The sequence below is a fragment of the Rhizobium ecuadorense genome (assembly GCF_001187535.1).
Taxonomy (GTDB): Bacteria; Pseudomonadota; Alphaproteobacteria; order Rhizobiales; family Rhizobiaceae; genus Rhizobium; species Rhizobium ecuadorense.
On record NZ_LFIO01000381.1, the window covers coordinates 64,535 to 87,857 of the forward strand.

At 62.2% G+C, this 23,323-nt stretch carries 25 protein-coding genes, 1 pseudogene and 1 other annotated feature; of the genes and pseudogenes, 22 read left to right on the forward strand and 4 right to left on the reverse strand.

Annotated features, from left to right (window positions below):
* Positions 1-204: 204 nt before the first annotated feature.
* Positions 205-435 carry a DUF982 domain-containing protein gene (locus tag AF337_RS46225; RefSeq protein WP_049731783.1) on the forward strand — a complete coding sequence of 77 codons (231 nt, stop codon included), beginning with the start codon at positions 205-207 and terminating at the stop codon, positions 433-435.
* Between the two features lie 149 nt (positions 436-584).
* Here AF337_RS46225 and AF337_RS39985 read toward each other — a convergent pair whose 3' ends face one another.
* Together AF337_RS39985 and AF337_RS08500 are read right to left on the reverse strand one after the other, a co-directional pair.
* Complete coding sequence (locus tag AF337_RS39985) at positions 585-1,037, reverse strand: DUF805 domain-containing protein (RefSeq protein WP_082336777.1); 453 nt, start codon at positions 1,035-1,037, stop codon at positions 585-587.
* 146 nt (positions 1,038-1,183) lie between these two features.
* Positions 1,184-1,951 carry an adenylate/guanylate cyclase domain-containing protein gene (locus AF337_RS08500; RefSeq protein ID WP_049732034.1) on the reverse strand — a complete coding sequence of 256 codons (768 nt, stop codon included), beginning with the start codon at positions 1,949-1,951 and terminating at the stop codon, positions 1,184-1,186.
* A 300-nt stretch (positions 1,952-2,251) separates the two neighbouring features.
* Here AF337_RS08500 and AF337_RS08505 point away from each other — a divergent pair, with 300 nt between their 5' ends.
* The 14 genes from AF337_RS08505 (at position 2,252) to AF337_RS08570 (ending at position 13,648) form a co-directional block, all read left to right on the forward strand.
* Positions 2,252-3,040 (forward strand): DUF899 domain-containing protein, encoded by a 789-nt coding sequence (locus AF337_RS08505; RefSeq protein ID WP_049731785.1) that lies wholly within the window; start codon positions 2,252-2,254, stop codon positions 3,038-3,040.
* Between the two features lie 139 nt (positions 3,041-3,179).
* Entirely contained in the window at positions 3,180-3,545 is a 366-nt protein-coding gene (locus AF337_RS08510; protein WP_049731786.1) for a DUF4087 domain-containing protein, read from the forward strand.
* Positions 3,546-3,793: 248 nt separating this feature from the next.
* Positions 3,794-4,168 (forward strand): response regulator, encoded by a 375-nt coding sequence (locus AF337_RS08515; protein ID WP_049731787.1) that lies wholly within the window; start codon positions 3,794-3,796, stop codon positions 4,166-4,168.
* Between the two features lie 47 nt (positions 4,169-4,215).
* Positions 4,216-4,470, forward strand: a complete 255-nt coding sequence (locus AF337_RS08520) for a hypothetical protein (protein WP_049731788.1) — start codon at positions 4,216-4,218, stop codon at positions 4,468-4,470.
* Positions 4,471-4,682: 212 nt separating this feature from the next.
* Positions 4,683-6,335, forward strand: coding sequence for a cytochrome-c oxidase, cbb3-type subunit I (gene ccoN, locus AF337_RS08525; RefSeq protein WP_049731789.1), 1,653 nt, complete (start codon positions 4,683-4,685; stop codon positions 6,333-6,335).
* A 3-nt stretch (positions 6,336-6,338) separates the two neighbouring features.
* Positions 6,339-7,091, forward strand: coding sequence for a cytochrome-c oxidase, cbb3-type subunit II (gene ccoO, locus AF337_RS08530; protein WP_049731790.1), 753 nt, complete (start codon positions 6,339-6,341; stop codon positions 7,089-7,091).
* Positions 7,092-7,108: 17 nt separating this feature from the next.
* On the forward strand, positions 7,109-7,279 hold the full coding sequence (locus tag AF337_RS08535; RefSeq protein WP_049731791.1) for a CcoQ/FixQ family Cbb3-type cytochrome c oxidase assembly chaperone: 171 nt from the start codon (positions 7,109-7,111) through the stop codon (positions 7,277-7,279).
* Positions 7,270-8,148, forward strand: coding sequence for a cytochrome-c oxidase, cbb3-type subunit III (gene ccoP / locus AF337_RS08540; RefSeq protein WP_049731792.1), 879 nt, complete (start codon positions 7,270-7,272; stop codon positions 8,146-8,148). The genes AF337_RS08535 and ccoP overlap by 10 nt, the downstream gene beginning before the upstream one ends.
* A complete protein-coding gene (locus tag AF337_RS08545) occupies positions 8,145-8,336 on the forward strand; it encodes a hypothetical protein (protein ID WP_049731793.1) in 192 nt (63 codons plus the stop codon). The genes ccoP and AF337_RS08545 overlap by 4 nt, the downstream gene beginning before the upstream one ends.
* Before the next feature lie 18 nt (positions 8,337-8,354).
* Complete coding sequence (locus AF337_RS08550) at positions 8,355-9,161, forward strand: DUF2189 domain-containing protein (RefSeq protein ID WP_049731794.1); 807 nt, start codon at positions 8,355-8,357, stop codon at positions 9,159-9,161.
* Between the two features lie 6 nt (positions 9,162-9,167).
* Positions 9,168-11,429, forward strand: coding sequence for a heavy metal translocating P-type ATPase (locus AF337_RS08555; RefSeq protein WP_049731795.1), 2,262 nt, complete (start codon positions 9,168-9,170; stop codon positions 11,427-11,429).
* On the forward strand, positions 11,426-11,584 hold the full coding sequence (ccoS, locus tag AF337_RS08560; protein WP_049731796.1) for a cbb3-type cytochrome oxidase assembly protein CcoS: 159 nt from the start codon (positions 11,426-11,428) through the stop codon (positions 11,582-11,584). The genes AF337_RS08555 and ccoS overlap by 4 nt, the downstream gene beginning before the upstream one ends.
* A 22-nt stretch (positions 11,585-11,606) precedes the next feature.
* Complete coding sequence (locus AF337_RS08565) at positions 11,607-11,918, forward strand: hypothetical protein (protein ID WP_049731797.1); 312 nt, start codon at positions 11,607-11,609, stop codon at positions 11,916-11,918.
* A gap of 137 nt (positions 11,919-12,055) precedes the next feature.
* Positions 12,056-12,111: a sequence feature (sul1 is cis-regulatory element that is thought to sense ions involved in sulfur or methionine metabolism; They are found in Alphaproteobacteria), on the forward strand.
* A gap of 70 nt (positions 12,112-12,181) precedes the next feature.
* Positions 12,182-13,648 (forward strand): SulP family inorganic anion transporter, encoded by a 1,467-nt coding sequence (locus AF337_RS08570; protein ID WP_049731798.1) that lies wholly within the window; start codon positions 12,182-12,184, stop codon positions 13,646-13,648.
* Between the two features lie 10 nt (positions 13,649-13,658).
* On the opposite strand, the gene AF337_RS08575 is transcribed toward AF337_RS08570, so the two are convergent.
* On the reverse strand, positions 13,659-14,573 hold the full coding sequence (locus AF337_RS08575; protein ID WP_049731799.1) for a LysR family transcriptional regulator: 915 nt from the start codon (positions 14,571-14,573) through the stop codon (positions 13,659-13,661).
* A 101-nt stretch (positions 14,574-14,674) separates the two neighbouring features.
* On the opposite strand from AF337_RS08575, the gene AF337_RS08580 reads away from it, so the two are divergent.
* From AF337_RS08580 to AF337_RS08605, 6 genes and pseudogenes are all read left to right on the forward strand, one after another.
* Positions 14,675-15,556: an NmrA/HSCARG family protein gene (locus AF337_RS08580; RefSeq protein WP_049731800.1), complete on the forward strand. Its 882-nt coding sequence runs from the start codon at positions 14,675-14,677 to the stop codon at positions 15,554-15,556.
* A gap of 122 nt (positions 15,557-15,678) precedes the next feature.
* Entirely contained in the window at positions 15,679-16,488 is an 810-nt protein-coding gene (locus AF337_RS08585) for a class I SAM-dependent methyltransferase (protein ID WP_049731801.1), read from the forward strand.
* Between the two features lie 331 nt (positions 16,489-16,819).
* Positions 16,820-17,148, forward strand: a pseudogene (locus tag AF337_RS39990) (MFS transporter); the annotation flags it as partial.
* Between the two features lie 205 nt (positions 17,149-17,353).
* Positions 17,354-17,701 (forward strand): DMT family protein, encoded by a 348-nt coding sequence (locus AF337_RS08595; RefSeq protein WP_049731803.1) that lies wholly within the window; start codon positions 17,354-17,356, stop codon positions 17,699-17,701.
* A 121-nt stretch (positions 17,702-17,822) separates the two neighbouring features.
* Complete coding sequence (locus AF337_RS08600; RefSeq protein ID WP_049731804.1) at positions 17,823-19,334, forward strand: DUF1800 domain-containing protein; 1,512 nt, start codon at positions 17,823-17,825, stop codon at positions 19,332-19,334.
* Between the two features lie 115 nt (positions 19,335-19,449).
* A complete protein-coding gene (locus tag AF337_RS08605; RefSeq protein WP_049731805.1) occupies positions 19,450-20,634 on the forward strand; it encodes a DUF1501 domain-containing protein in 1,185 nt (394 codons plus the stop codon).
* A gap of 149 nt (positions 20,635-20,783) precedes the next feature.
* Here the strand turns inward: AF337_RS08605 and AF337_RS08610 are convergent, their stop codons facing one another.
* On the reverse strand, positions 20,784-21,170 hold the full coding sequence (locus AF337_RS08610; protein WP_049731806.1) for an acyl-CoA thioesterase: 387 nt from the start codon (positions 21,168-21,170) through the stop codon (positions 20,784-20,786).
* Between the two features lie 287 nt (positions 21,171-21,457).
* Between AF337_RS08610 and AF337_RS08615 the strand changes: the two genes are divergently transcribed.
* On the forward strand, positions 21,458-23,278 hold the full coding sequence (locus AF337_RS08615) for a methyl-accepting chemotaxis protein (RefSeq protein WP_049731807.1): 1,821 nt from the start codon (positions 21,458-21,460) through the stop codon (positions 23,276-23,278).
* Positions 23,279-23,323: the final 45 nt, after the last annotated feature.

Sequence of the window (23,323 nt, forward strand, 5' to 3'; positions counted from 1 at the left end):
GCGTTTGCGGCTATCTTGGAGCTCTCTTGAGCGTCGGCGGCGTACCGCCCTTTCCAACAGTGACGCCAGCGGACCCATACTGGAACCGAGATTGACCTTCGGCAGTTATTCCTGGTCAATTCAGCTGCAGGTGCGACTGCCATTAGCGACCATTCCGCCTTCTGGAAAAAAACGATCTCGATCGATCTTGATGCCGGCGAACGGCTGGTTCTCCGCTCACCGCAGGATGCGCTTTACGCACTCGTCTCCGACTGGCCGATCCATGACGGCGTCCATCAGCAGAGAGCCATCGATTTCTGCCGCGCTTGGCTTGCGGGCCGCATGCCGGCCGAGACCGTGCGGCAGGCCTTTATCCTCGCGGCGCTGGAAGCCGGCGTGGTGATCACCGATGATGCGAACGGGACCGCAAACTCCGTTTCAAACCCTCCGGTATAAGTCGAGCGGCGTAGCCATATCCACGGTCACGCAGTTACATGCGCAGGGTCGTGTTCAAGAGAGCAGACGATCAGGTTCCGCGCAGCCTCAGAACCGCCGAAGGTCGCCACGGTCGCCGCCATGCGGAAACATATCCGCATGATCACGCCTCAGAAAACGGACGCCCTGGAATCCGTCGCAGCCGGCGCTCTGCAATACCAGGCGAGGACGACAATCGTTCCGATGGGCACCAACAGCGCAAGCAACTGGAACCAGCCGCTGCGGTTGATGTCGTGAAGTCGGCGGGTGGCCATGGCGATTGACGGGAGGCACACCGCCAGCGACCAAATTCCGCCCAATGCTCCGGTTGGCTCGATGAGGTAGAAAGCGATGTCGACGAGAACGACGAAGAGCGTCGAAAACCAGAATTCCGATCGGCTCGCTCTGCCGGTGAAATCCACATATTTCCTGAAAAAGCTGCTGATCGCCTGCCCGAAACCCATTGCCTGCGGCAGGTCACCGAAACGGTTCGGCCCGGCCGCCGGTTTTCTGAAGGCGAGGATCAAGCCTACGCTGAGCGGGACCAAGATGATCAACCAGTGAAACAGAGAAAAACTACCCATAAGATACCCCGAGGATTTAAACGGCCTAACGATAAGCAACGTTCGTTTCGGGAAGATTAATCGGCTTGCAAGGCGATGCGTCGGCAATCAGAGCGTGAATCTGCGACTGTCGCAATGAGGGAGAAGTCCGTGGCGCGAGCAGTTGTTCATTGCTTGATCAGCACGCTCGCCCGCACCGGCTGTTCGATGCCCTTCAGCGCAAGCACGCGGGTTTCGGCGCCTGCCGTGAGGTCGGGAGCTTTCGCTGCCGTTTCCGCCGAAACCAAAATTTCGCCGGCCGCCGCCTGGGATTCAAGTCTCGCGGCCTGATTGACGACGCCGCCGATGGCGGTGAAATCGCTGCGGAAGCTAGAGAATTCGCCGATCTGCACCTCGCCGGAATGGATGCCGACGCCGACGCCGAGGGTGCGGCCGGGCAGGGCCTCGAGCGCCAGGTCGTTCAGGGCGGCGGCGCAGTTTTGCTGGATCTCCTGCGCGGCGAGGATCGCGGCGTCGGCGTGATCCTTGCTGACGATCGGGAAATTGAAGATCGCCATCAGGCCGTCGCCCATCTGCTTGTTGACGATGCCGTCATGCGCCCAGATCGCCTGGGCGCAGCGATCCTGGAATAGGCTGACGATCTCGCTCAACTGCACCGCCTCGATGCGCTCCGACAGATCCGTGAATCCCCTGATATCGGCAAACAGGATGGTGGCGTCGACGGTGATCTGGCGCTGTTTCTTGACGTACTGAAAAGAGCGTTCGCAAATCGTGCAGATATCGGGGTTCATTTTGCTGCGGGTGATGCCGAAGGCGCGGAAGGGCAAAGCGAGCGGACCGCCGATCGGGATCGGCATATGCATCTGATCCCAGCAGCCGCGACAGATCCTGGCGCTGCCGTGCCTGGCCTGCTGGCTGGAAGAGGCTGTCGCCATATCGAACCATCCGTCGCCTGATAGAAAAAACAAGCTTCTGATACTCGCCTGCTTTTGGCAACTCTCCCGATCATCCAGGATGCGATGGCTCGACCTATTTCGCCTTGGGCCATTCTTCGGACGGATCGCGGCCAGATCGAATATTGTGCGGGCGATCGGCTGCGCCGGTCGCGGGAATTACGGTCACACTTGTTACTCCCACTGTGCGATCTGCGATGCGAAACTATCTCCGACCAATGCGCGATGAACCGGCTTCTTCGAGGGAGCGCGGGAATTCGCCACAAAGAGGAGATCGACGTAATGACCGCAGCAACGGAGAATGGAAAGGGCGGGCAGGCCATGAAAAAGCCCGCGGTCGTCTCGCAGCAGGCCTGGGAGGCGGCCCACAAGCAGCTTCTGGTGAAGGAAAAGGCCCATAGCCGCGCTCGCGATGCGCTTGCCGCCCAGCGGCGGCGCATGCCTTGGATGGTCGTGGAAAAGAATTATGTCTTCGAAGGGCCTGAGGGAAGGGCCAGCCTGGTCGAGCTGTTCGAGGGCCGGCACCAGTTGATCGTCTACCGCGCCTTCTACGAGCCCGGCGTCTTCGGCTGGCCCGAGCATGCCTGCCGCGGCTGCTCGATGGTGGCCGATCAGGTTGCCCATGTCGCCCATCTCAACGCCCGCGACACGACTCTGGTCTTCGCCTCGCGCGCGCCGCAGGCCGATATCGCCAGCCTGAAGGAGCGCATGGGCTGGACGATGCGGTGGGTGACCGTCACCGACGACTTCGACAAGGATTTCGGCGTCGACGAGTGGCACGGCACCAACGTGTTCTACCGCGACGGTGAACGCATCTTCCGCACCTATTTCATCAACAATCGCGGCGACGAGCAGATGGGCGGCACCTGGAACTATCTCGACATCACCCCGCTCGGCCGCCAGGAAGTCTGGGAGGATTCGCCGGAGGGCTATCCCCAGACCCCGACCTACAAGTGGTGGAACTGGCACGATGCCTATGTCGCCGACGCCGCGCCCGACAAGAAATGGGTCGAGGTTTCCGATGCCGGCGAGGCGGCGTTCCGGGAGGAAAGCGCACACGAGAAATCGTGACGAGAGCATAATGCCGAAAAGCGTCAGTGGTTTCGGGTAACATCATGCTCTTAGAACGGCCGAACCTGGCTGCCGCCAATAGGGCAATTGCCTTGCCGGCCCGGGTGCATGCATAGTTGCCGGCGACGCGGAGGGGGCGATGACCAGATTGCATGCGCTTGTTTTGATGATGCTTCTCGCGCCCGCCGCGGCGCATGCCGAACGGCGCTGCGGCTGGCTGGACAATCCTTCGACGGCCAACTGGTCGCTCATGGATGCCGGCGGCGGCTGGACCATCATGGAGAATGGCAGCGGCTACAAGGCCGAGGGAATGGGCAAGATTCCGGACCTGACGACCGGCGAATATGTCTACACCCATGCCACACATGGCTATGCCTGCGCCTGCATGGACGTCGACACGGACGGCGAGGGCGGGATCACCCGCATTCATTCCGTGCGGCAATTGCCGCTCTCGCGGTGCCGGAACGACGCCGCCATCAGCTGGTTCCTAGACAGAGACGAGTGAGGGCAGCTGGGCCTGCCGAAGTCGGCACAAATCCACTCTCCTCCCGCTGGAGTGCCTCAGACTTCTGCGCCGTCGGCATGTTCGGTCTGTTCCGCTCGGCCGAAGCGCTGTCGTCCGTAACGGCGGTATCGAGCGACAGCGTCTGCGGCCTTCAAAGAAATTCAATGCAGAGTGGAAACATTATGGGGCGAGTCGCGTTGTACCCGCTACCGGCATTGCGCCCGCCCGCTTTGACAGGGAGACTACCCATGAAGGTCATGATCGTTGAAGATGAGAATATCATCGCTCTGGAGCTCGAACGCATCGCGCAAGAGGCCGGACACCAGACGGTCGGGCCGGTTTCGACCATGGAGCAAGCTCTCGCCTATGCTCCGAGAAGCGATGTGGCCCTCGTCGATCTCAGCCTTTCCGACGGGCTGAGCGGCGCCCAGCTTGCGCGCCGGCTGATCGATCGCTTCGGCGTGGACGTCATCTTCGTGACCGGCAGGCCGGAGAATGTCGGCAATGGTATCGAGGGGGCGCTCGATGTGATATCCAAGCCTTTCACCGACGAAAGGATTGTCAGCGCGCTGTCACGGGCAGAGGCCCGACGCAAGGATTTCGACAGCAAGGCAGCGGTCTGATCAGGATTGACGTCGTTTAATGGGTGCCTTCCAGGGAGGTCATCCGGATGAAGCACGCATTTGTTGCCATTCTCCTCACCCTCACGGCCTGCGCTGGCGCGGCCGGCGGTCCTGTACCTCTTCCCGGCAGTCTTACCTATGACGGCAAGGTCGTCCATTCGCCCTATCGGCCGGGAACGGTAGTCAAACATACCTTTCTCGGCCAGTTCGGCTACCGCGTATTCGAGACCTATGTCGTTCAGCCGGACGGGAGGCTGAAGCTCACGTCCCAGAGCACGGGTCCGGACTTCCTCTGGCAGTAGCGTTATCGCCCTTACAAGCGGAACGACGCTGAGCATCGCACCCCTTGCGCTCGGCAGGTTCGATTCCGAAGAGAGGGCCTTCGGGGCTGTCGCGGTCCGGCGTTCGTTCCGATATCCGTTGGGGATTGTCTCAGAAACACAGGATTTATAGTCATTTGCGTTTTCGATCCGACAGGAGCACGATGTTGCGGTGCTATCGGGGGTGGGGAAGCATGGGGCAGCTCACGACCGGCGAACGACAGTTCGCATCCGCCATACTTGTCGTATTGATGATCCTCGGCATCAGCATGTCGGCTGCCGGGCGCTTTGATCCGATGGGCGTCCACGGGACAATGGTTTTCCTCTGTTCCGGGGCACTGTTTTGGTGGATACTTACGTCATACTTCGGCACAGAGCCGGAGGCGACGCGGTTCGCCGACTATTACGATGATCCGATCAAGGTCGGCGTCGCCCTGACAATGGTATGGGCGGTGTTCGGGATGTTCATCGGCGTTTGGGCGGCGGCGCAACTCGCGTGGCCTGGGCTTAACTTCGATATGGCATGGTCAAGCTTTGGCCGCATACGCCCCGCCCACACCACGGGTGTCATCTTCGGCTTCGGCGGAAACGCAATCATCGCGACGTCGTTCCATGTGGTGCAGCGGACGTCGCGCGCCAGGCTGGCTGATCAGTTGTCGCCCTGGTTCGTCATTTTCGGCTACAACCTCTTCTGTCTGATCGCGGTCAGCGGTTATTTCATGGGCGTCACCCAATCGAAGGAATACGCGGAACCGGAATGGTACGCCGACCTTTGGCTGGTCGTCGTGTGGGTCGTCTATTTCCTGCTTTTCGTGCGCACCCTCGCGCGGCGCAAGGAACCGCATATCTACGTCGCCAACTGGTACTATCTGGCTTTCATCGTCGTGGTCGCCATCCTCCACATCGTCAACAACCTCGCGGTGCCTGTCTCTATCGGCCATGCGAAAAGCTACACGGTGTGGTCGGGGGTCCAGGATGCCATGGTCCAATGGTGGTACGGCCATAATGCGGTGGCGTTTTTTCTCACCGCAGGCTTCCTTGGAATGCTCTATTACTACCTGCCAATCCGCGCCGAGAGACCGATCTTTTCCTATCGATTGTCGATCATCAGCTTCTGGGGGATCACCTTCTTCTACATGTGGGCGGGTTCCCACCATCTCCATTACACAGCGCTGCCGCTCTGGGTGCAGAACCTCGGAATGACCTTCTCGGTGATGCTGCTCGTCCCGTCATGGGCATCGGCCGGAAACGCGCTGCTCACATTGAATGGGGCGTGGCACCGGGTTCGTGACGACGCCACCCTGCGCTTCATCATGATGGCGGCGTTCTTTTACGGGCTGTCGACGTTTGAAGGTTCTTTCATGGCGATCAGACCCGTCAACTCGCTGTCGCACTATACCGACTGGACCGTAGGACACGTCCATGCGGGCGCGCTCGGCTGGGTGGCGATGATCACCTTCGGATCGCTATACACGCTCGTGCCATCAATCTGGAAGCGCGAACGGATGTATTCGTCGAGGCTCGTCGAAGTGCATTTCTGGTTGGCGCTGATCGGTACCCTGATCTACGTCTTCGCCATGTGGAACTCCGGTATCATCCAGGGACTGATGTGGCGCACATATTCGCCGGACAACACGCTCGTCTATTCATTCGTCGACAGTCTGCTGGCAATGTATCCGTATTACATCGCGCGCACCTTCGGGGGGCTGCTGTTTCTGATCGGGGCAGTCGTGGCGAGCTTTAATATCTGGATGACGGTTCGGATGGTTCCGGCCGCTGGCCGCGCATTTTCCGATGCCCCGCTCGACACCGAAGTCTACGGTGCGGCACCTTCTCCGGCGGAGTGAAACATGGGAGAGGGACAACACAGAAAACTGGAACGGACGGCTGTCGGGTTCATGCTTGCGATTGTTTTGGCAGGCAGCGTCGGCGGTATCGTGGAGATCGCTCCGCTGTTCACGATCCACGAGACTGTCGAAGACGCGCCTGACATGAGGGTCTATACTCCCCTCGAAATAGCGGGCCGCGACATATACGTCCGAGAAGGCTGTTACGCCTGCCACAGCCAGATGATCAGGACGTTGCGCGACGAGGTGGAGCGATATGGACCTTACTCACTCGCGGTCGAATCCAAATACGATCATCCGATGTTGTGGGGATCAAAACGAACGGGTCCCGATCTGGCCCGCATCGGTGGCAAATACTCCGATCTCTGGCACGTCGCGCATCTGATCAACCCGCGAGACGTCGTTCCCGAGTCCAACATGCCATCCTATCGCTGGCTGGCGACCACACAGCTCGACCTTTCCGATCTGGGCGGCAATCTTGCTGCCTTGAGAGCAGTCGGGGTTCCCTACACAGACGAGATGATCACCCATGCCGCCGCGGACGCCTACGGTCAGTCCGATCCGGACGGCGATCAGTCGTCGGGAGTGATCGAACGCTACGGGGAGGCGACACAGGTCTCGGCTTTCGACGGCGTCAAAAAGACCGTCACCGAGATGGATGCCCTCGTCGCCTATCTCCAGGTCATAGGCCGTCTGACAAACGCGGCCTACGAAAACACTGCAGCACCCGAGCAAATACCGAACCCCAAGAACTGAATGCGGAGGGGATTGAAATGGACCTTTCCCACGAAACCATGCTGGAACTGTCGAAGGTGTGGGGCCTGCTGTACCTGATCCTATTCTCAATCGGAGTGGTGGTTTACACTTTCTGGCCTTCCAATCGAACTCGCTTCAACCGGGCAGAAACGGAGATATTCGACAAGGACGACAAGCCATGGCGATAGAGGAAATCGACCAGATAACAGGTCGCAGGACGACGGGTCACATCTGGAACGGCATCAAGGAACTGGATACGCCGATTCCGCGCGGCGTGCTCCTCTTTCTGATCGTGACCCATCTGTTTGCCCTCCTGTGGTGGATACTGCTCCCGGCCTGGCCGCTTGGAACGACCTATACAAAGGGCCTGATCGGGGGCAGCCAGAAGCAGACGGTGGAACGCAAGATCGTGGAAGCCGCGGCCTCGCGCGCTCCCTGGACCGCGAAGATCGAAAAAGCTTCCTTTGACGAAATCCGCGCAGATGCACAATTGATGTCCAAGGTGAACGCCAGTGGCCACCAGTTGTTCGGAGACAATTGCGCGGCCTGCCACGGCCGGGACGGAAAGGGTGGACAGAACTATCCCGACTTGACGGATAATGACTGGCTCTGGGGCGGCGAGCCCGACCGGATCGTCGAGACCCTGACGGTCGGTGTCAATTCGCGTCACTCGAACAGCCGTGTGTCGCAGATGCCTGCGTTTGGAGCGGACGAGATGCTCGACCGCAAACAGGTGACCGATGTCGCCGCCTATGTTTATTCTCTCAGCAATTCAGCCTCTTCTGAAGAGCGCGTCGGCGATATCGAAGCTGGCCGCGAGCTGTTCAAGACAACCTGCGCGTCCTGTCACGGTGACAACGCCAAGGGAAAAATCGAGCTTGGCGCCCCCAACCTTACCGATGCAAGCTGGGTTTACGGTGGAACACTCAGCCGTATCGTCGAAACCGTGCATGGCGGAAGACAGGGTCACATGCCGACCTGGGACGAGCGGTTGACACCCGCCGAAATCAAAATTCTCGCGCTCTATGTGAGCGGGATGGGGGAAAGGCAGCCATGACGGCCGGGAACATGCCTTCGACGAGAACCGTCAAATGGGTTTTGATCGGGCTGGCGGCCGCGACATTCGTCGGCGCCAACGCCCATCTCGTCTATGTTGCGATCGCAAGCCAGCCCGCCTGCGTCGAGCACATCAAGGAAAGAGGCCAGCGGCCCGCGGAATTCAGGGCTGCTGCGGCCGCTTGCTGAAGGCAGGAGGAAAATCAGATGGCGCAGGACGACAAATCGGGCCGATATCTGAGCGAGGTATCCGGGATCGAGGAGACGAGGAACGCGAAGTGGCAGCGGCATCTGCCCGTCGGCGCGCCGTTCGATTGGCTGCGCCAAGGCTGGCGCGACCTCGTCCGGCAGCCCTTCACCAGCCTGGCCTACGGTTTCGTTGTCTTCCTCATCGCGTTCGGCACCGTCCTGATCCTGTTCCGATCGGGGCTCGACTATCTTCTGTTTCCCGCATTGGCGGGATTGCTGATCGTCGCCCCACTTTTCGCTGCCGGGCTTTATATCAAGAGCCGGACGCTGGCGGACGGCGGGCATGTGACACTTCGCTCCATGCTCGGCGTGCGTCCACTCGCCGGCAAACAGGTATTCTTCACCGGGATGGTGCTCTGCATGCTCATGCTCCTCTGGATGAGGGCTGCCGTGATCATCTATGCGCTGTTCTTCGGTGTTAATCCGTTCCCGGGTCTCGACGGCGTTACGAGGTTGCTGCTGACGACGCCCGAGGGCTGGGGCATGCTCGTCGTGGGCTTTTCCGTCGGTGCGCTGTTTGCCGGGTTTGCCTTCGCAATCAGCGTCTTTTCAATTCCGATGCTGCTCGATGAACGGGTCGACGCGTTCACCGCGATGGGCGTAAGTGCAGCGATGGTTTGGAACAACATGCAGCCCCTCATGGTCTGGGGTGCGATCGTCCTGGCGCTGTTTGCTGCCAGCGTTGTGACGGGCTTTGTCGGTTTGATCGTCGTGTTTCCGTTGCTTGGGCATGCCACCTGGCATGCCTACAAGGCAGTCCGGTAGCCGACGATGACCAGCCGCGCTCCGCCAGATCTGACGCAAGGCCACGATCCCGGCCCCCGAAGGCCAGGAGTTGATGAGATGGCATTGGCAAGCCGCGATCTGGGCGGTGGCCTCCGGCAGGTCGTCTTATCCGTTCCCGACATGCGATGTGGTGGATGCATGATACGGTTGGAGACGACACTCGCCAGAGCGCCTCAGGTTCGCTCGGTTCGCGCAAACCTGACGACGAAGCGGCTGGCCATCACCTGGCAGACGGAAAACAACAGCCAGCCGGATTTTGCGGCTTTGATCGGAACGATCGGCTACACGGCCGTTCTTCCGACCGAAGGCCATGACCAGCCCGACGGTGAGATGTCGGAGCTATTGCGCGCGCTGGCGGTCGCGGGCTTCTGCTCGATGAACATCATGCTCCTGTCCGTCTCGGTCTGGTGGGGCGCGGACCCGTCAATACGCCAGGCGCTCCATATGATCTCTGCGGCGCTGGCTTTGCCTGCCGTCGTTTTTTCGGGCGCGATATTCTACCGCTCTGCATGGCGGGCGCTCGCGCATGGCAGGGTGAACATGGACGTACCAATCAGCATCGGCGTCCTGCTCTCATTCTTCCTGAGCGCTTACGATACGTTTGCGGAGGGACGGCAGGCCTATTTCGAGGCGGGCACATCGCTACTCTTCGTCCTGCTCATCGGACGCACGCTTGATAAAATGATGCGGAAACGGGCGCGTTCGGCCGCTGCTTCGCTGGCGGACATGATGCCGAAGGGCGCGCATGCGATAGGCCCGGATGGCCGGATCAACTATATCGAGCTGAGCGATATCGCCCCCGGCACCCACCTTTTGATTGCAGCCGGGGACAGAATTCCGGCTGACGGGACGATCCTTGCCGGCATCTCCGAACTTGATCGTTCGCTTGTGACAGGAGAGAGTCGCTGGGAGACCATCGCGCCTGGCGGGCTGGTCCGAGCCGGAGATTTGAACGTCGGCCATCCCCTCACTGTGGAAGCCACGGCCGCCCCGGAAAATTCCACGCTCGCCGAGCTGCACAGGATGCTCGAGGCCGTCGAGGACGGCAGGTCGGAATACAGAATGCTCATCGACCGGGCGGCAAGACTCTACGCGCCCGTCGTTCACGGACTGTCGCTGTTGGCGTTCTTCGGCTGGTTCCTGGCCACCCACGACATCCACCATTCCCTGACGATATCGATCACAGTGCTGATCATCTCATGCCCGTGCGCGCTTGGATTGGCGGTACCCATGGTGCAGGTCGTTGCCGCCCGACGCTTGTTCAAGCACGGCGTCGTCGCGCGGGACGGGTCCGCATTGGAGCGACTTGCGGTGGTTGACACCGTCGTCTTCGACAAGACCGGAACGCTGACACGGTACGACCCGATGTTGGTCGCTGCGACCTCAACCGGGCCGATGGGGCTGTCACTGGCGGCGTCACTAGCACGCTATTCGAGCCATCCGCTGTCCAAGGCGATCGTCAGCCACGCTGCGCGCGGCAAGGCGGAGACCCTGCCGCTCGAGGATGTCAGGGAAATACCCGGCAACGGCCTTGAAGCGTGCTTTCGCGGTAACCGTTATCGGCTTGGACGAGCAGCCTGGGCGACGGACAGTCACTTGATAGCGGCTTCGACGGTGGTCCTGACACAAGGGCGAGAAGTCCTCGCCTCATTCGTTTTCGGTGAACGGGTCGGTGCGGGGTCGGCAAATGCTGTGCGTTTCCTGAGGGAGCAGGGGATCGCAGTGCAGATGTTGACTGGCGATGTTGCGGATGCGGCCCTTGCTGTGGCGCGTGAGGTCGGGATCGACGAGGTGACGGCAGCGGCCCTTCCCAAAGACAAGGCCTGGGCTATCGATGCGTTGCGCAGTCGCGGTCGCAAGGTAATGATGGTTGGTGACGGGATCAACGATGCTGCTGCCCTAAAGCGGGCTCATGTTTCCATGGCTCCGGCATCGGGAAGCGATATCGGGCGGAGCGTCGCCGATTTCATCCTGCTGAATGCCGATATGAATGGCCTGGAAGTTGCGCTTACGACGGCGCGAAGAGCTGCCATGCTGATCCGCCAGAACTTTGCGCTGGCGATCGTTTACAATGTCGTCAGTATTCCGCTCGCCCTGTCAGGCTATGCAAGCCCTCTGATCGCGGCCGTGGCGATGTCAACGTCGTCCATCTTGGTTGTCGCCAATGCGTTGAGGCTTGATAGGAAGGATAGCTTGCCATCGCGGCGGCTTGCCCGGAAAAACAAGCTGGCCGGAGCAGTCCAATGAGCTCATTGTTGTTCCTCATACCTATAGCCGTATTGATGGGGATCGCCGGACTGGGTGCATTTCTGTGGTCTTTGCGGAATGGCCAATACGAAGATCTGGAAGGCGCGGCGGAACGCATACTTTTTGAAAACGACGACAAGCCGCTGGGCGGCTGACACGCACACTGAAGGAAATGCGATGGAAGATTCAGAGCCCCAGTCTCAACTGCCAGAAGATCACACCGGGCATTCCTCTCGCAGCGGCACGATCGATCCGTCAGAGTCCGTGACGGGTGTAGCGATCGTCTTCGGCATCATTGGAGCGGTGGTTGGTATTGTCGCGACCATACTGACCGCCGACGCGTCCGGTGGTCTGGAATGGATTGCCTGTTGCATCATTGGAGTTTTGGCGGGAGGTTCCGCAGGTATCGTCATCGGCGGATTGTTCGGGGCAATCTTCGGCGTCCTAAGGGGAGTGACCGTTCCAACTTTGCGTCATCCCGAGAGGTAGACGCCAAGAGCCCTACGGACGAAGCGACTGCCTCTTGCTTCCCAATCGTTGCAGCCTTGAGAGGAGGCTCCGGCCGATCGCTGCACATTTGAATGTTGCACTGCGGCAAAAACTTCGTCTATACCACGGGCATTCACCACGGACCCGGTGAGACCCCGGGTGGCTCTTCTGGCCGCCGATCCGCCAGACAACGCAAAACCTGCATGCCATCACGCGACCGCTCGGCAGAGCGTGTCGGGCCATGCTTTGCGAGACTCCCTCACATGCTGCTTTCCTCCATCCGTCGCGATTGGTCCGCCAATCCCATGCGCGAAATGCTTGCCGGAGCGGTGGCGACATTCGCCCTGATCCCCGAGGTCATCGCCTTTTCATTCGTGGCGGGGGTCGATCCCGAGGTCGGCCTGTTCGCCTCCTTCGTCATCGGCATCGTCATTGCGTTTACCGGCGGACGCCCGGCGATGATTTCGGCGGCGGCCGGGTCGGTCGCACTGGTCGCGGCGCCGCTGGTGCATGCCCATGGACTACCTTATCTCTTCGCGGCCGGGCTGCTGGCGGGGCTGCTGCAGATCGTATTCGGGCTGCTGCGGCTCGGCGTGCTGATGCGCTTCGTCTCGAAATCCGTGCGCACCGGTTTCGTCAATGCGCTTGCCATCCTGATCTTTGCCGCGCAGATGCCGCACATCATCGGCGCCGGCTGGATGGAATATGCCGTACTGGCTGCCGGGCTTGTCATCATCTATCTGACGCCGCGCATCACCACGGTGATCCCGTCGCCGCTGATCTGCGTCCTGATCCTGACCGTCGCCTCGGTAACTTCAGGGCTTCCCGTTCTCACCGTCGCCGATCTCGGCCGGCTGCCGGAATCGCTTCCGGTATTCGGCTGGCCGGCGGTGCCGCTGACGCTGGAAACGCTGCGGATCATCGCCGGCCCGGCGCTTGCCATCGCCATGGTCGGGCTGCTGGAATCCATGATGACGGCGAGCGTCGTCGATGATCTCACGGATACGCCGAGTTCGAAGAACCGCGAATGCACCGGTCTCGGCCTTGCCAATGCGGCCGCGAGCCTGTTCGGCGGCATCGCCGGCTGTGGCATGATCGGCCAGACCGTGAGCAACGTGAAATATGGCGGGCGCGGCCGGCTCTCGACGCTGTTTGCCGGCGCCTTTCTGCTGGTCCTGATGGTGCTTTTGAAGCCGTGGGTCTCCGAGGTTCCAGTCGCCGCGCTGGTGGCGATCATGGTCATGGTCTCGATCGACACCTTCGACTGGTCGTCGCTGCGAGCCGTGGTCGTTCATCCCCGGATGTCGAGCGCCGTCATGGCGGCAACCGTCGTCGTCACCGTCTTCACCGCCAACCTGGCCCTCGGGGTCACGGTCGGCGTGCTGCTCAGCGGCGTATTCTTCACCTTCAAGGTCGCCCGACTGCTGCGCGTCGATGTGGCGTCCGATCAAGCCTCAGGGCAACGCATCTACCGTGTGTCCGGCCAGGTGTTCTTTGCCTCCGCCGACGTCTTCGTCGAGGCCTTCGACGTTCAGGACGCGATCGGCAAGACCGTGCTGATCGACGTCTCCGAGGCGCATTTCTGGGATATCACCGCGGTCGCCGCGCTCGACAAGGTCGTGCAGCGCTTCAAGGCACACGGCATCGCCGCGGAGGTCGCCGGCCTCAACCAGGCGAGTGCGACCTTGATCGAAATCCTCGACGGCAAGGTGGTGCTGAAGGAAGTGTAACGGGCTACCGCTATAGGATGGCGAAGTCGTCGCTGCCATCGGCTCCCGCGTTCAACCGTCTGGCGGCGAGTTCGATAAAGGTCTTGACCAGAGGCGGCAGGTGCCGGCTGCTCGGATAGACGACGTGCAGGCCGCCGACCGGGGTCGTGTAACCGTCGAGAACGCGGCATAGCCGCCCATCCCTGATGCAGGCATTGGCGACCCCATGGGGCAGTCGGGCGATGCCATAACCGGCGATCGCTGCGGCCATGACCGCCTGCATTTCATTGGCGGCGAAGCGCCCCGAGACCGGGACGGTTTCCTGTCCGTGCGGGCCTTCAAGCAGCCATTGCGCATGGGTGGATTGGCCGGCGACAACGCAGTCGTGGCGGACGAGATCTGCCGGGCGATCGGGCGCACCGCAGCGGGCGAGATAGTCGGGGCTCGCGCAGAGCAAGCGATGGGTAGAGCCGAGCTTGCGGGCGATCAGCGTCGAATCCTCCAGCATGCCGGTGCGGAAGGCGAGGTCTATGCCGTTTTCGACGAGATTCAGCCTGTCGTCGGTCAGCCGCAACTCGACCCTCGACTTCGGGTAGGTCGCCAGAAGATCGAAGATCGCATCCTGCAGGAAGTGGCCGCCGAAGCCGACCGGCGCCGATATGCGGATCGTGCCGGCGGGCTCCGTCCTTGCTTCCGCAAGACGCAGGTTGGCGCCTTCGATCGTGCGGAGCGCCCGGCTGCTTTCCTCGTAATAGAGGCGGCCGGCATCCGTCGGGCTGAGGCTGCGGGTCGTGCGCTGCAGCAGGCGCACGCCGAGTTCGCGCTCGAGAGCGGCAATGCGTCGGCTGACCGTTGTCTTTGGCATGCCGAGCAGCCGCGCCGCGGCGGTGAAGCTGCCGGCTTCAATGACGCGGGCGAAGATCATGATATCGTTGAGGTCGAGCATTGTATCCTCAGATGGTACGATGTTTCTCAACTATAAGCTATTATGGTTCAATGCGACAGGCCCTAACTTTGCTCCATCAGTCACAAACAAGGAGCAGACAGATGAGCAACATTAGAAGCGTTCTGGTCACCGGCGCCACCGGCCAGCAGGGCGGCGCGGTCGTTCGCGCCCTGGCCGCGCGGGGACACCGCGTCAAGGCGATCTCGCGCAAGCCGGATAGCGATGGCGCAAAGCGGCTGGCTGCGGCTGGGGTCGAGGTCGTCGCTGGTGATCTCAACGATGGCGCATCCGTGGCGAGGGCGGCTGAGGGCGTCGATACGATGTTCCTGATGGGCAACAGCTATGAGGCCGGGACGGAGGCGGAAACGCGCCAGGGCATCACCGTTGCCGATGCGGCGAAGGCCGCCGGCATCGGCCACCTGATCTATTCCTCCGTTGGCGATGCCGACAAGAAGACCGGCATTCCGCATTTCGACAGCAAGTACCTCGTCGAGAAGCATGTCGCCGGTCTCGGCATTCCCTATACGATCAGCGCGCCCGTCGCCTTCATGGAAAACACGGTGGCGCCCTGGGCGATCGACGGGCTGCGCCAGGGCGTCTATGCGGCAGCGCTGCCGCCGACCCGCGTGCTGCAACAGATCACCATCACGGATATCGGGGCTTTCGTCGCGGCTTTGGCCGAGCGGCGCGAACAGGTGTTCGGCAAGCGTTTCGACATTGCCGGCGACGAATTGTCTGGCGAGCAGCAGGCGAAGATCCTGTCCGAGACACTCGATCGGCCGATACGCTACCAGGAACTGCCGATCGCCGCGATGCGGCAGCAGAGCGAGGACGCGGCGCTGATGTTCGAATGGTTCGACCGCAGCGGCTACGACGTCGACACCGCTGCCTTGCGCCGCGATTTCCCCGATGTCGGCTGGCACAGCTATGCCGATTGGGCGCGCGGCTTCGACTGGAGCGTTCTCGGCACGGCGCCCGCCTGATACACTCTCCGCCGTCCCCGGCCTGAACCGGGGACGGCGGAGAGCCCGACCCGCCTTGCGCAAGGCGACGGATCGCTCGGCTCTGCGGCGATAGACCATCGTTCTTGAAGAGGGAGGCTTCGATGCCGTCGAGTTTCAATGTCGAAAGTGCGGATGGTTATGAGCGGCTGATGGGGCGCTGGAGCAAGAGGCTGGCGCCGCTGCTGATCGATTTTGCCGGTCTTGCGGATGGGGAGCGCGTGCTCGACGTCGGCTGCGGCACCGGCAGCCTGGCTTTTACGCTGGCGGAAAGACCAGGCCTGAAGGAGATCGCCGCCATCGATTATTCGCCGGTTTTCGTCGAGGCGGCGACACGGCGCAATACCGATCCGCGGATCGCGATCCGGCAGGCGGATGCTTGCGCGCTGCCCTTTGAGGACAACCGCTTCGACCGGGCGATGTCGCTGCTGGTGCTGCATTTCGTGCCGGAGGCCGCCAAGGCGGTGGCGGAGATGGCGCGTGTCGTGCGCCCCGGCGGTGTTGTGGCCGCCACCGTCTGGGATCATTACGGCGGCATGTCCGGTATGCGGATGATGTGGGACACGGTCGTCATGCTCGACGAGAACGCGCTGCCGCTGCGGCGCAAATATTGCTTCCAGCCGATGATGCGGCCGGGAGAGATGAAGGCGTGTTTCATCGACCAGGGTTTGGCTGATGTTGGGGAGACGTCGCTGCTGATCCGGATGGATTATCTTTCCTTCGACGACTACTGGCAGCCGATCGCCGCCGGCGAGGGGCCGCTCGGCCGGTATGTCGCCGGGCTGGGGGCTGGCAAGCGGGAGGCGGTCGATGCTGCGATGAGGGCGGCTTATGAGGCCGGGGAGCCGGATGGGCCGCGGTCGTTTGCGTCCGTGGCTTGGGCGTGCCGGGGTAGGGTGGCGGGCGGCGGGTAGGTGTAGCGGTTTAAAGACTGCGAGATAGCGAGCATGCGCCATCGCTTCAGAGAGCCTCATCCTGAGGTGCCCCAGGGGCCTCGAAGGACGAGGCGGGTGTGCTGACGTCAGATGGATGCAAGAAGCAGCGTTGCGGCGTGCTTCGAGGCTTCGGCCTTTGGCCTGCGCGCCTCAGCATGAGGGGCGTTGGAGGATGCCGCGCCCCAGGTCATGAGCGCTGGCGGTTGCTCCTTCTATTGTAGGCCAGGATCGCTGACATTATCCCCGCTGTCTCGCCTGCGAGCTCCTCGTGCAACCGCAGCCCTGACAGTCACAACCCGCCCGTTTCGGGATCGTCGTGCCCGTGGCACCGCTCTGGGCCTATGCGCCGGGGCCGGTGCTGCTCGCCATCGGCGCCTTCCTGATGCAGTTCTTCGTCCAGGGCGCCTGGGGCATCGTGCCGGTGCATCTGAACGAGCTGTCGCCGGACGAGGTGCGCGGCACCTTTCCCGGCTTCGCCTATCAGCTCGGCAACCTTCTCGCCTCGGGCATGCGCTGCTGATCGTCGCAGCCGTGGTGGCGCTGGTCGTCGCAGCGCTTGCCGGATTCGGTTACGAAAAGAAGGATGTTCGCTTCGGCACGGAGGAGGCCGAGGGGCCGCGTGGCGCGATGCGAATCTAGCGCTGCCTGCGGTTACAGAGGCCGGCGGCTGATGTCGCCGGCCTTTGCTCACGGCCTGCCGACTGTGGCCGGTGATCCGCCTCGTCTCGGTGGCGTGAGACGATCGGTCCGAGCCTTGGGGGCTTGCCGTCGATTGGCGGCGTGCTAGGTAAGGCCCGCCGGTATCTCGCCGGATCGACCGTTTCCTCCACAGCCGAGTTGCTCCATGTCCTTTTCTCCCGCCGCCATCTGGCCCGTCGTCATGCTGTTCGCGTCCAACATCTTCATGACCTTTGCCTGGTATGGCCATCTCAAGCACAAGGGCACGGCCATTTTCCTGGCCATCGTCGTCAGCTGGGGCATTGCCTTCTTCGAATATTGCCTGGCGGTGCCGGCCAACCGCATCGGCTCGGCGGTCTATACGACGGCGCAGCTGAAGACGATGCAGGAGGTGATCACGCTCCTCGTCTTCGCCGGCTTCTCGATCTTCTGGCTCGGCGAGAACCTGACCTGGAACCATGCGATCGGTTTCGCGCTCATCGCAATCGGAGCATCCTTCATCTTTCGGGCGTAAACTGTAATTTTTTCAACAGATTACAAATCGTCCATGTCTGGATATCGCCACATTTCCTACAGATTGCCGTCGCAATCGGCTGGCAGCCTGTCACTCTTTGTTGATCAGGAGTTGACCGGCCATGAGCCTCTCTTTCCCGACGATGGCGGCGATCCGGTTCGGCTACGGTTTCCGGCCGGGCGAGCAGCCGCCCAGCAGCAAGGATGAGCTGATCGGTCAGCTCAGCGAGGGGGCGGCGGCAACGCCGGACTTTCCGCTCGGCGGTCCCGAGACGCGCCACCGCGCGATCCTCAGCCTGCAGGAGCAGCTGAAGCAGATCCGCCTGGACGCCAAGTCGGTGACCGACGATACGGCGCAGCGCGAGATGCGCAAGGGCGTGCAGCGGCAAGCGCAGCAGCAATTCCAGCACGATGCGAACCTGCGGCTTATGCAGGCGGTGCTGTCGCCGTACGGTTTCTACGAGCGGCTTTCGACCTTCTGGACCGATCATTTCTCCACCAGCGCCAATAAGAGCCTGCCGATGCGCCTCATCGTGCCGCTCTACGAGGCCGAGGCGATCCGGCCATTCATATCCGGCAGGTTCGGTGATCTGCTGCGCAGCGCCACGGCCCATCCGGCCATGCTGATCTATCTCGATCAGGCGGAGTCGCTCGGGCCGGATTCAGACGGCGGCATCAAGCGCAACAAGGGGCTGAACGAAAATCTCGGCCGTGAACTGCTGGAGCTGCACACGCTCGGCGCCGGCGGCGGCTATAGCCAGGCGGATGTGACGGCGGCGGCCATGGTGCTGACGGGCTTGACCATCGACCGCAAGGAGATGGACATCGCCTTCCGGCCGAATATCTCCGAGCCCGGCGCGCATCAGGTGCTCGGTGTCAGCTATGGCGGGCGCAAGCGCTCGCGCGACGACTATCTCGATATGCTCGACGATCTTTCCGTCCATCCGAAGACGGCGGCGCATATCAGCCGCAAACTGGCAGTGCATTTCGTCTCCGACCAGCCCGATGAGGGCATGGTGTCCGACATGGCAGCCGCCTGGAAGAAGACGGATGGCGATCTCACCGCCGTCTACACCTCCATGCTCGACCATCCCGCCGCCTGGCAGAACGAGGGCGCCAAGGCGCGCCAGCCCTTCGACTATGTCGTCGCCGGTCTGAGGGCGCTGAATGCGGGACCGGTCAACGGTGTCGTCGGCAGCTTCCTGGCGGCCAACCAGCAGGGCACTGAGGAGGGCGACATGGCGGCGAACACGCCCGGCATGGCGGGGTCGCCTGTGACGACGGATCCTGCCGGCGAAGGGAGGGACAAGCGCCTGAAGGCCTTCCGGACGGCGCGGGCGCTGGGGCAGGGGGCGCTGAAGCGCATGGGGCAGCCGACCTGGCTGCCGCCGAGCCCGGCCGGCTTCGAGGAAGGCTTTTCCGCCTGGATCACCGGCAGCCAGCTGGCCGAGCGGCTGGCCTGGGCGAGGCGGGCTTCTGCGCAGTTCGGCCGCGACGAGGACCCGCGCGAATTCCTGAAATCGACGCTTGCCGATGCTGCGCGCGACGAGACGATCCGGGTGGTGTCGCAGGCGCCGAACAAGATCAGCGGCTTGACGCTGGTATTGGCGTCGCCCGAATTCAACCGCCGCTAAGCAGACTTTCGTTGGCAAACCAACGCTTCGTCTGCTTAGCTCATTTGTTTTGTCGCAGGTTCTGACCGGAAAACCGCCGGACACTTTTCCGGAACCTGCTCAGGAGGCTCCACCCATGACGCTGTCGATGAACCGGATCTCGCTTTCCCGCCGCGGCTTTCTGACCTCGGCCTGCTGTCTTGCCGCCGCTCCCGTCTTCACACCGGTCACTTTCGCGGCGATGCCCGGCGACAACCGTTTTGTCACCATTGTACTGCGCGGCGCGATGGATGGGCTGGATCTGGTGCAGCCCTATGGCGACGCCGGTTTTGCCGCGCTACGACCGACGCTGGCGCTGACGCCCGATACCGGGCTTCTCGATCTCGACGGGCACTTCGGCCTCAATCCTGCAGCCGCCGATCTGATGCCGCTGTGGAAGAGCCGGGAGCTTGCCTTCGTGCATGCGGTGTCGACACCCTATCGCGACCAGCGCAGCCATTTCGACGGGCAGGACATGCTGGAATCCGGCGGCGAGCATGTCGCCGAGGAAAAGACCGGCTGGCTGAACCGGGCGCTCGCGGTCATTCCGCGCTCGGATGCGCGCAAGGCGATCGACGTCAACACCTCGACCGAGCTGATCCTCTCCGGGCCGAACGATGTCGATGTCTGGGCGTCGGATTCCAATCTGGCGCCGGCGCGCGACGAGATGCAGTTCCTGGCGCGGCTTTATGCCGGCGATCCGCCGTTTGCCGCAGCACTCGCCGAGGCGACGCGGGCCGACACCGCCTCGATGATGATCGAACCGGATGGCCAGCGCGGCGAAAAGGTTGCTGATGTGGCAGCCCTTGCGGCCAACATGCTGAAAGGCGATTACCGCATCGCCAGCTTCTCCATCACCGGCTGGGACACGCATATCGGCCAGGCGGCCCAGTTCAAGCGGCCGGCGCAGGATCTGGCGCAGGCGATCAACACGCTGAAGACGACGCTTGGGCCCGAGATCTGGGCAAAGACCGTGGTGCTTGCGATGACCGAATTCGGCCGCACCGCCCGCCAGAACGGCTCCGCCGGCACCGACCACGGCACCGGCGGCTGCGCCCTGCTTGCCGGCGGCGCGGTCCCCGGCGGCCGCATCCTCGGCAAGTGGCCCGGGCTCGGTGACGGCCAGCTGCTCGACGACCGCGACCTGATGCCAACCGTCGACGTGCGCGAGGTGGCGGCGGCAATGCTCCATCGGCAGTTCGATGTCGGCGTGGACGATCTGACGGGGAAAATTTTTCCGGGGTTGGGGTTTGATAAGGGGTCGGAGTTTTTGCGGGGGTGAGAAGCGGTCGGGCGCAGCTCGAGCAATCGATCCAGTGAATCGATTGCTCCCGCTTTGCGGGACCGCGTCTCACCCCATCACCACCTCGATGTGAAGGAAGACCTCCGGCGAGCCGACTGTTTCCATCCCTTATCCCCGGTTTAAGCCTGTCACTCCGCGGGGACGATCTTCGGTTTGCCCTCTTCGTCAAGCGCCACCATGATGAAGGTGCCGGCGGTGACTTTTTCCATCTTGGCGTAGCGGGAACGATGCGCCCAGGCTTCGACGATCAGCGTGATCGAGGTGCGCCCGACACGGTCGATATCGGTATAGACCGACAGCGTATCGCCGATCTTGACCGGCAGTTCGAAGGCCATTTCCTTGACGGCGGCGGTGACGACGCGGCCCTTGGCGCGCTCGGCGGCGCGGATGCCGGAGGCAAGGTCCATCTGTGCCATGACCCAGCCGCCGAAGATATCGCCGGCCGGATTGGCATCACCCGGCATGGCGAGCGTGCGCAGCGTCAGTTCGCCTCTCGGCTTGGCGGTGTCGGTCATTGAGGGGTCTCCATATGGTGCGGCATCGGCCGGCGATTCACTCAAGGATAGCCTAGTGCAAAGGCCATGGGCTGTAAAAGACGGCATAGCGGGGCACCGCAGGCGGCTGGCGGAAAATTGTTGCAGCCGTTGTCGTTCGAAATTTCATTCGATTTCAAGCCTTTGATTTCTGTGACCCAGGCCTCACCTTACGTTATTTAATCATCTTCTCATTAAACTTTACGCTCCAGTAATTCCGCTGCTTCAGTATGTGCACGATCTCACATAGATGAATCGCCGGGAACCTCATGCGCAACATCAAGATTTCCACACGCCTTTACTGCCTCGTCGGCTTCACGCTTGCCGTGCTCGCCGCGACGATGGTGTTCTTTCTGAACTATTCCTATTCCGAGCTGCAAGCGGAGCGGAAGGCGGGGCTGGAGAAGATGGAGGCGACGGCGATCGGCATCTTCGACAAATATTACAAGATGGAGCAGGCGGGCACCCTGACCCGCGAGCAGGCCCAGGCGGCCGCCAAGGACGTGATCGGCGCGATGCGCTACGGCGCCGACGGCTATTTCTGGATCAACGACATGCATCCGACAATGGTGATGCACCCGATCAAGCCGGCGCTCAACGGCACCGACATCTCGCAGATGAAGGATCCGAACGGCAAGTTCCTGTTCGTCGAATTCGTCAACAAGGTGAAGAAGGACGGCAAGGGCTTCGTCGATTATTACTGGCCGAAGCCGGGCGCCGACGAGCCGGTGCTGAAATATTCCTATGTCGCCGGCTTCGAGCCCTGGGGCTGGATCGTCGGCACCGGCGTCTATGCAGACGACCTTGCCGCGCTCTATCGCCAGAATGCGATCTGGGCGGCGGTGCTCTGCCTGCTTGGTGCAGCCGCCACGATTGCCATCGCCTATGCCATCGTGCGCAGCGTCACAGTGCCGATCGCCCGGCTGAAGACGGCGATGAACGCGATCGCCGGCGAAGAGGCATCGGTGGAGATCGCCGGCAGCGATCGTCGCGACGAAATCGGCCAGATGGCCAAGGCGCTGCTGGTGCTGCGTGATTCCGTCGACGAGCGCAGCGCGCTGCGCGGGCGGGAAGACGAGAGACAGCGGCAGATCGAAGATGAGCGCCGCGGCAACGAGGCAAGCCTGCGTTCGGCCTCCGAGCGGCAGACACTTGCGATGCAGGCGCTCGGCGTCGGGTTGGAAAAGCTCGCCGGCGGCGACCTGACGGTTTCGATCGCCGATATCGGCGAGGATTACGCCAAGCTGAGAGGCGATTTCAACGCCGCTGTCGATGCGCTGAACGGCGTCATCCAGGCGATCGCCGAATCGAGCCGCGTCGTCAACGAGAGCGCTTCCGACATCAGCGAAGCGACCGGCAATCTGTCGAAGCGGACGGAACAGCAGGCGGCAGCCCTCGAAGAGACGGCGGCTGCGCTCGACGAGATCACCGCCACCGTCAAGACGGCATCCGAGCGGGCGAACGAAGCGCGCGAGATGGTGGCCGAAACCAAAGCGAGCGCCGGACGCTCCGGCGACATCGTCCGCAACGCGGTGACGGCGATGGGCCGGATCGAGGAATCGTCGAGCCGCATCAATCAGATCATCTCTGTTATCGACGAGATCGCCTTCCAGACGAACCTGCTGGCGCTAAATGCCGGCGTTGAGGCGGCGCGAGCAGGCGAGGCGGGCCGCGGCTTTGCCGTCGTCGCCCAGGAAGTGCGCGAACTCGCCCAGCGTTCGGCCAATGCGGCCAAGGAGATCAAGGAACTGATCAGCCGGTCGGCGACGGAGGTCGAGGGCGGGGTGGCGCTGGTGCGCTCGACGGGCGAGGCGCTGCTGGAGATCGAGGCGCTGGTCAACCAGGTCAACGATCACGTCGCCTCGATCGCGACCGCGGCACGCGAACAGTCGACCGGGCTGAACGAGATCAACGGCTCCGTCAACCATATGGACCAGATGACACAGCAGAACGCCGCGATGGTCGAGGAGACGACGGCGGCAAGCCGGACGCTCGCCGACGAGAGCACCCAGCTGAAGACGCTGCTTTCGAATTTCCGCCTGCGCGGGGCAGGGCAATCGCCTGGAGCCCGGTACACACGGGCAGCGTGAGTTAAACGACAGATCAAAGGCCGCGAAAGCGGCCTTTTTCATCTC

What these genes read in the sequence shown, in the direction of transcription:
- AF337_RS08505 (WP_049731785.1), top strand. Translation starts at nt 2,252, where the DNA reads ATGACCGCAGCAACGGAGAATGGAAAGGGCGGGCAGGCCATGAAAAAG.
- AF337_RS08510 (WP_049731786.1), top strand. Translation starts at nt 3,180, where the DNA reads ATGACCAGATTGCATGCGCTTGTTTTGATGATGCTTCTCGCGCCCGCC.
- ccoP (WP_049731792.1), top strand. Translation starts at nt 7,270, where the DNA reads ATGGCGATAGAGGAAATCGACCAGATAACAGGTCGCAGGACGACGGGT.
- AF337_RS08520 (WP_049731788.1), top strand. Translation starts at nt 4,216, where the DNA reads ATGAAGCACGCATTTGTTGCCATTCTCCTCACCCTCACGGCCTGCGCT.
- AF337_RS08600 (WP_049731804.1), top strand. Translation starts at nt 17,823, where the DNA reads ATGAGCCTCTCTTTCCCGACGATGGCGGCGATCCGGTTCGGCTACGGT.
- AF337_RS08555 (WP_049731795.1), top strand. Translation starts at nt 9,168, where the DNA reads ATGACCAGCCGCGCTCCGCCAGATCTGACGCAAGGCCACGATCCCGGC.
- AF337_RS08580 (WP_049731800.1), top strand. Translation starts at nt 14,675, where the DNA reads ATGAGCAACATTAGAAGCGTTCTGGTCACCGGCGCCACCGGCCAGCAG.
- AF337_RS08500 (WP_049732034.1), bottom strand. Translation starts at nt 1,951, where the DNA reads ATGGCGACAGCCTCTTCCAGCCAGCAGGCCAGGCACGGCAGCGCCAGG.
- AF337_RS08615 (WP_049731807.1), top strand. Translation starts at nt 21,458, where the DNA reads ATGCGCAACATCAAGATTTCCACACGCCTTTACTGCCTCGTCGGCTTC.
- ccoN (WP_049731789.1), top strand. Translation starts at nt 4,683, where the DNA reads ATGGGGCAGCTCACGACCGGCGAACGACAGTTCGCATCCGCCATACTT.
- AF337_RS08575 (WP_049731799.1), bottom strand. Translation starts at nt 14,573, where the DNA reads ATGCTCGACCTCAACGATATCATGATCTTCGCCCGCGTCATTGAAGCC.
- AF337_RS08610 (WP_049731806.1), bottom strand. Translation starts at nt 21,170, where the DNA reads ATGACCGACACCGCCAAGCCGAGAGGCGAACTGACGCTGCGCACGCTC.
- ccoS (WP_049731796.1), top strand. Translation starts at nt 11,426, where the DNA reads ATGAGCTCATTGTTGTTCCTCATACCTATAGCCGTATTGATGGGGATC.
- AF337_RS08545 (WP_049731793.1), top strand. Translation starts at nt 8,145, where the DNA reads ATGACGGCCGGGAACATGCCTTCGACGAGAACCGTCAAATGGGTTTTG.
- AF337_RS08570 (WP_049731798.1), top strand. Translation starts at nt 12,182, where the DNA reads ATGCTGCTTTCCTCCATCCGTCGCGATTGGTCCGCCAATCCCATGCGC.
- AF337_RS39985 (WP_082336777.1), bottom strand. Translation starts at nt 1,037, where the DNA reads ATGGGTAGTTTTTCTCTGTTTCACTGGTTGATCATCTTGGTCCCGCTC.
- AF337_RS08605 (WP_049731805.1), top strand. Translation starts at nt 19,450, where the DNA reads ATGACGCTGTCGATGAACCGGATCTCGCTTTCCCGCCGCGGCTTTCTG.
- AF337_RS08535 (WP_049731791.1), top strand. Translation starts at nt 7,109, where the DNA reads ATGGACCTTTCCCACGAAACCATGCTGGAACTGTCGAAGGTGTGGGGC.
- AF337_RS08595 (WP_049731803.1), top strand. Translation starts at nt 17,354, where the DNA reads ATGTCCTTTTCTCCCGCCGCCATCTGGCCCGTCGTCATGCTGTTCGCG.
- AF337_RS08515 (WP_049731787.1), top strand. Translation starts at nt 3,794, where the DNA reads ATGAAGGTCATGATCGTTGAAGATGAGAATATCATCGCTCTGGAGCTC.
- AF337_RS08585 (WP_049731801.1), top strand. Translation starts at nt 15,679, where the DNA reads ATGCCGTCGAGTTTCAATGTCGAAAGTGCGGATGGTTATGAGCGGCTG.
- ccoO (WP_049731790.1), top strand. Translation starts at nt 6,339, where the DNA reads ATGGGAGAGGGACAACACAGAAAACTGGAACGGACGGCTGTCGGGTTC.
- AF337_RS08550 (WP_049731794.1), top strand. Translation starts at nt 8,355, where the DNA reads ATGGCGCAGGACGACAAATCGGGCCGATATCTGAGCGAGGTATCCGGG.
- AF337_RS08565 (WP_049731797.1), top strand. Translation starts at nt 11,607, where the DNA reads ATGGAAGATTCAGAGCCCCAGTCTCAACTGCCAGAAGATCACACCGGG.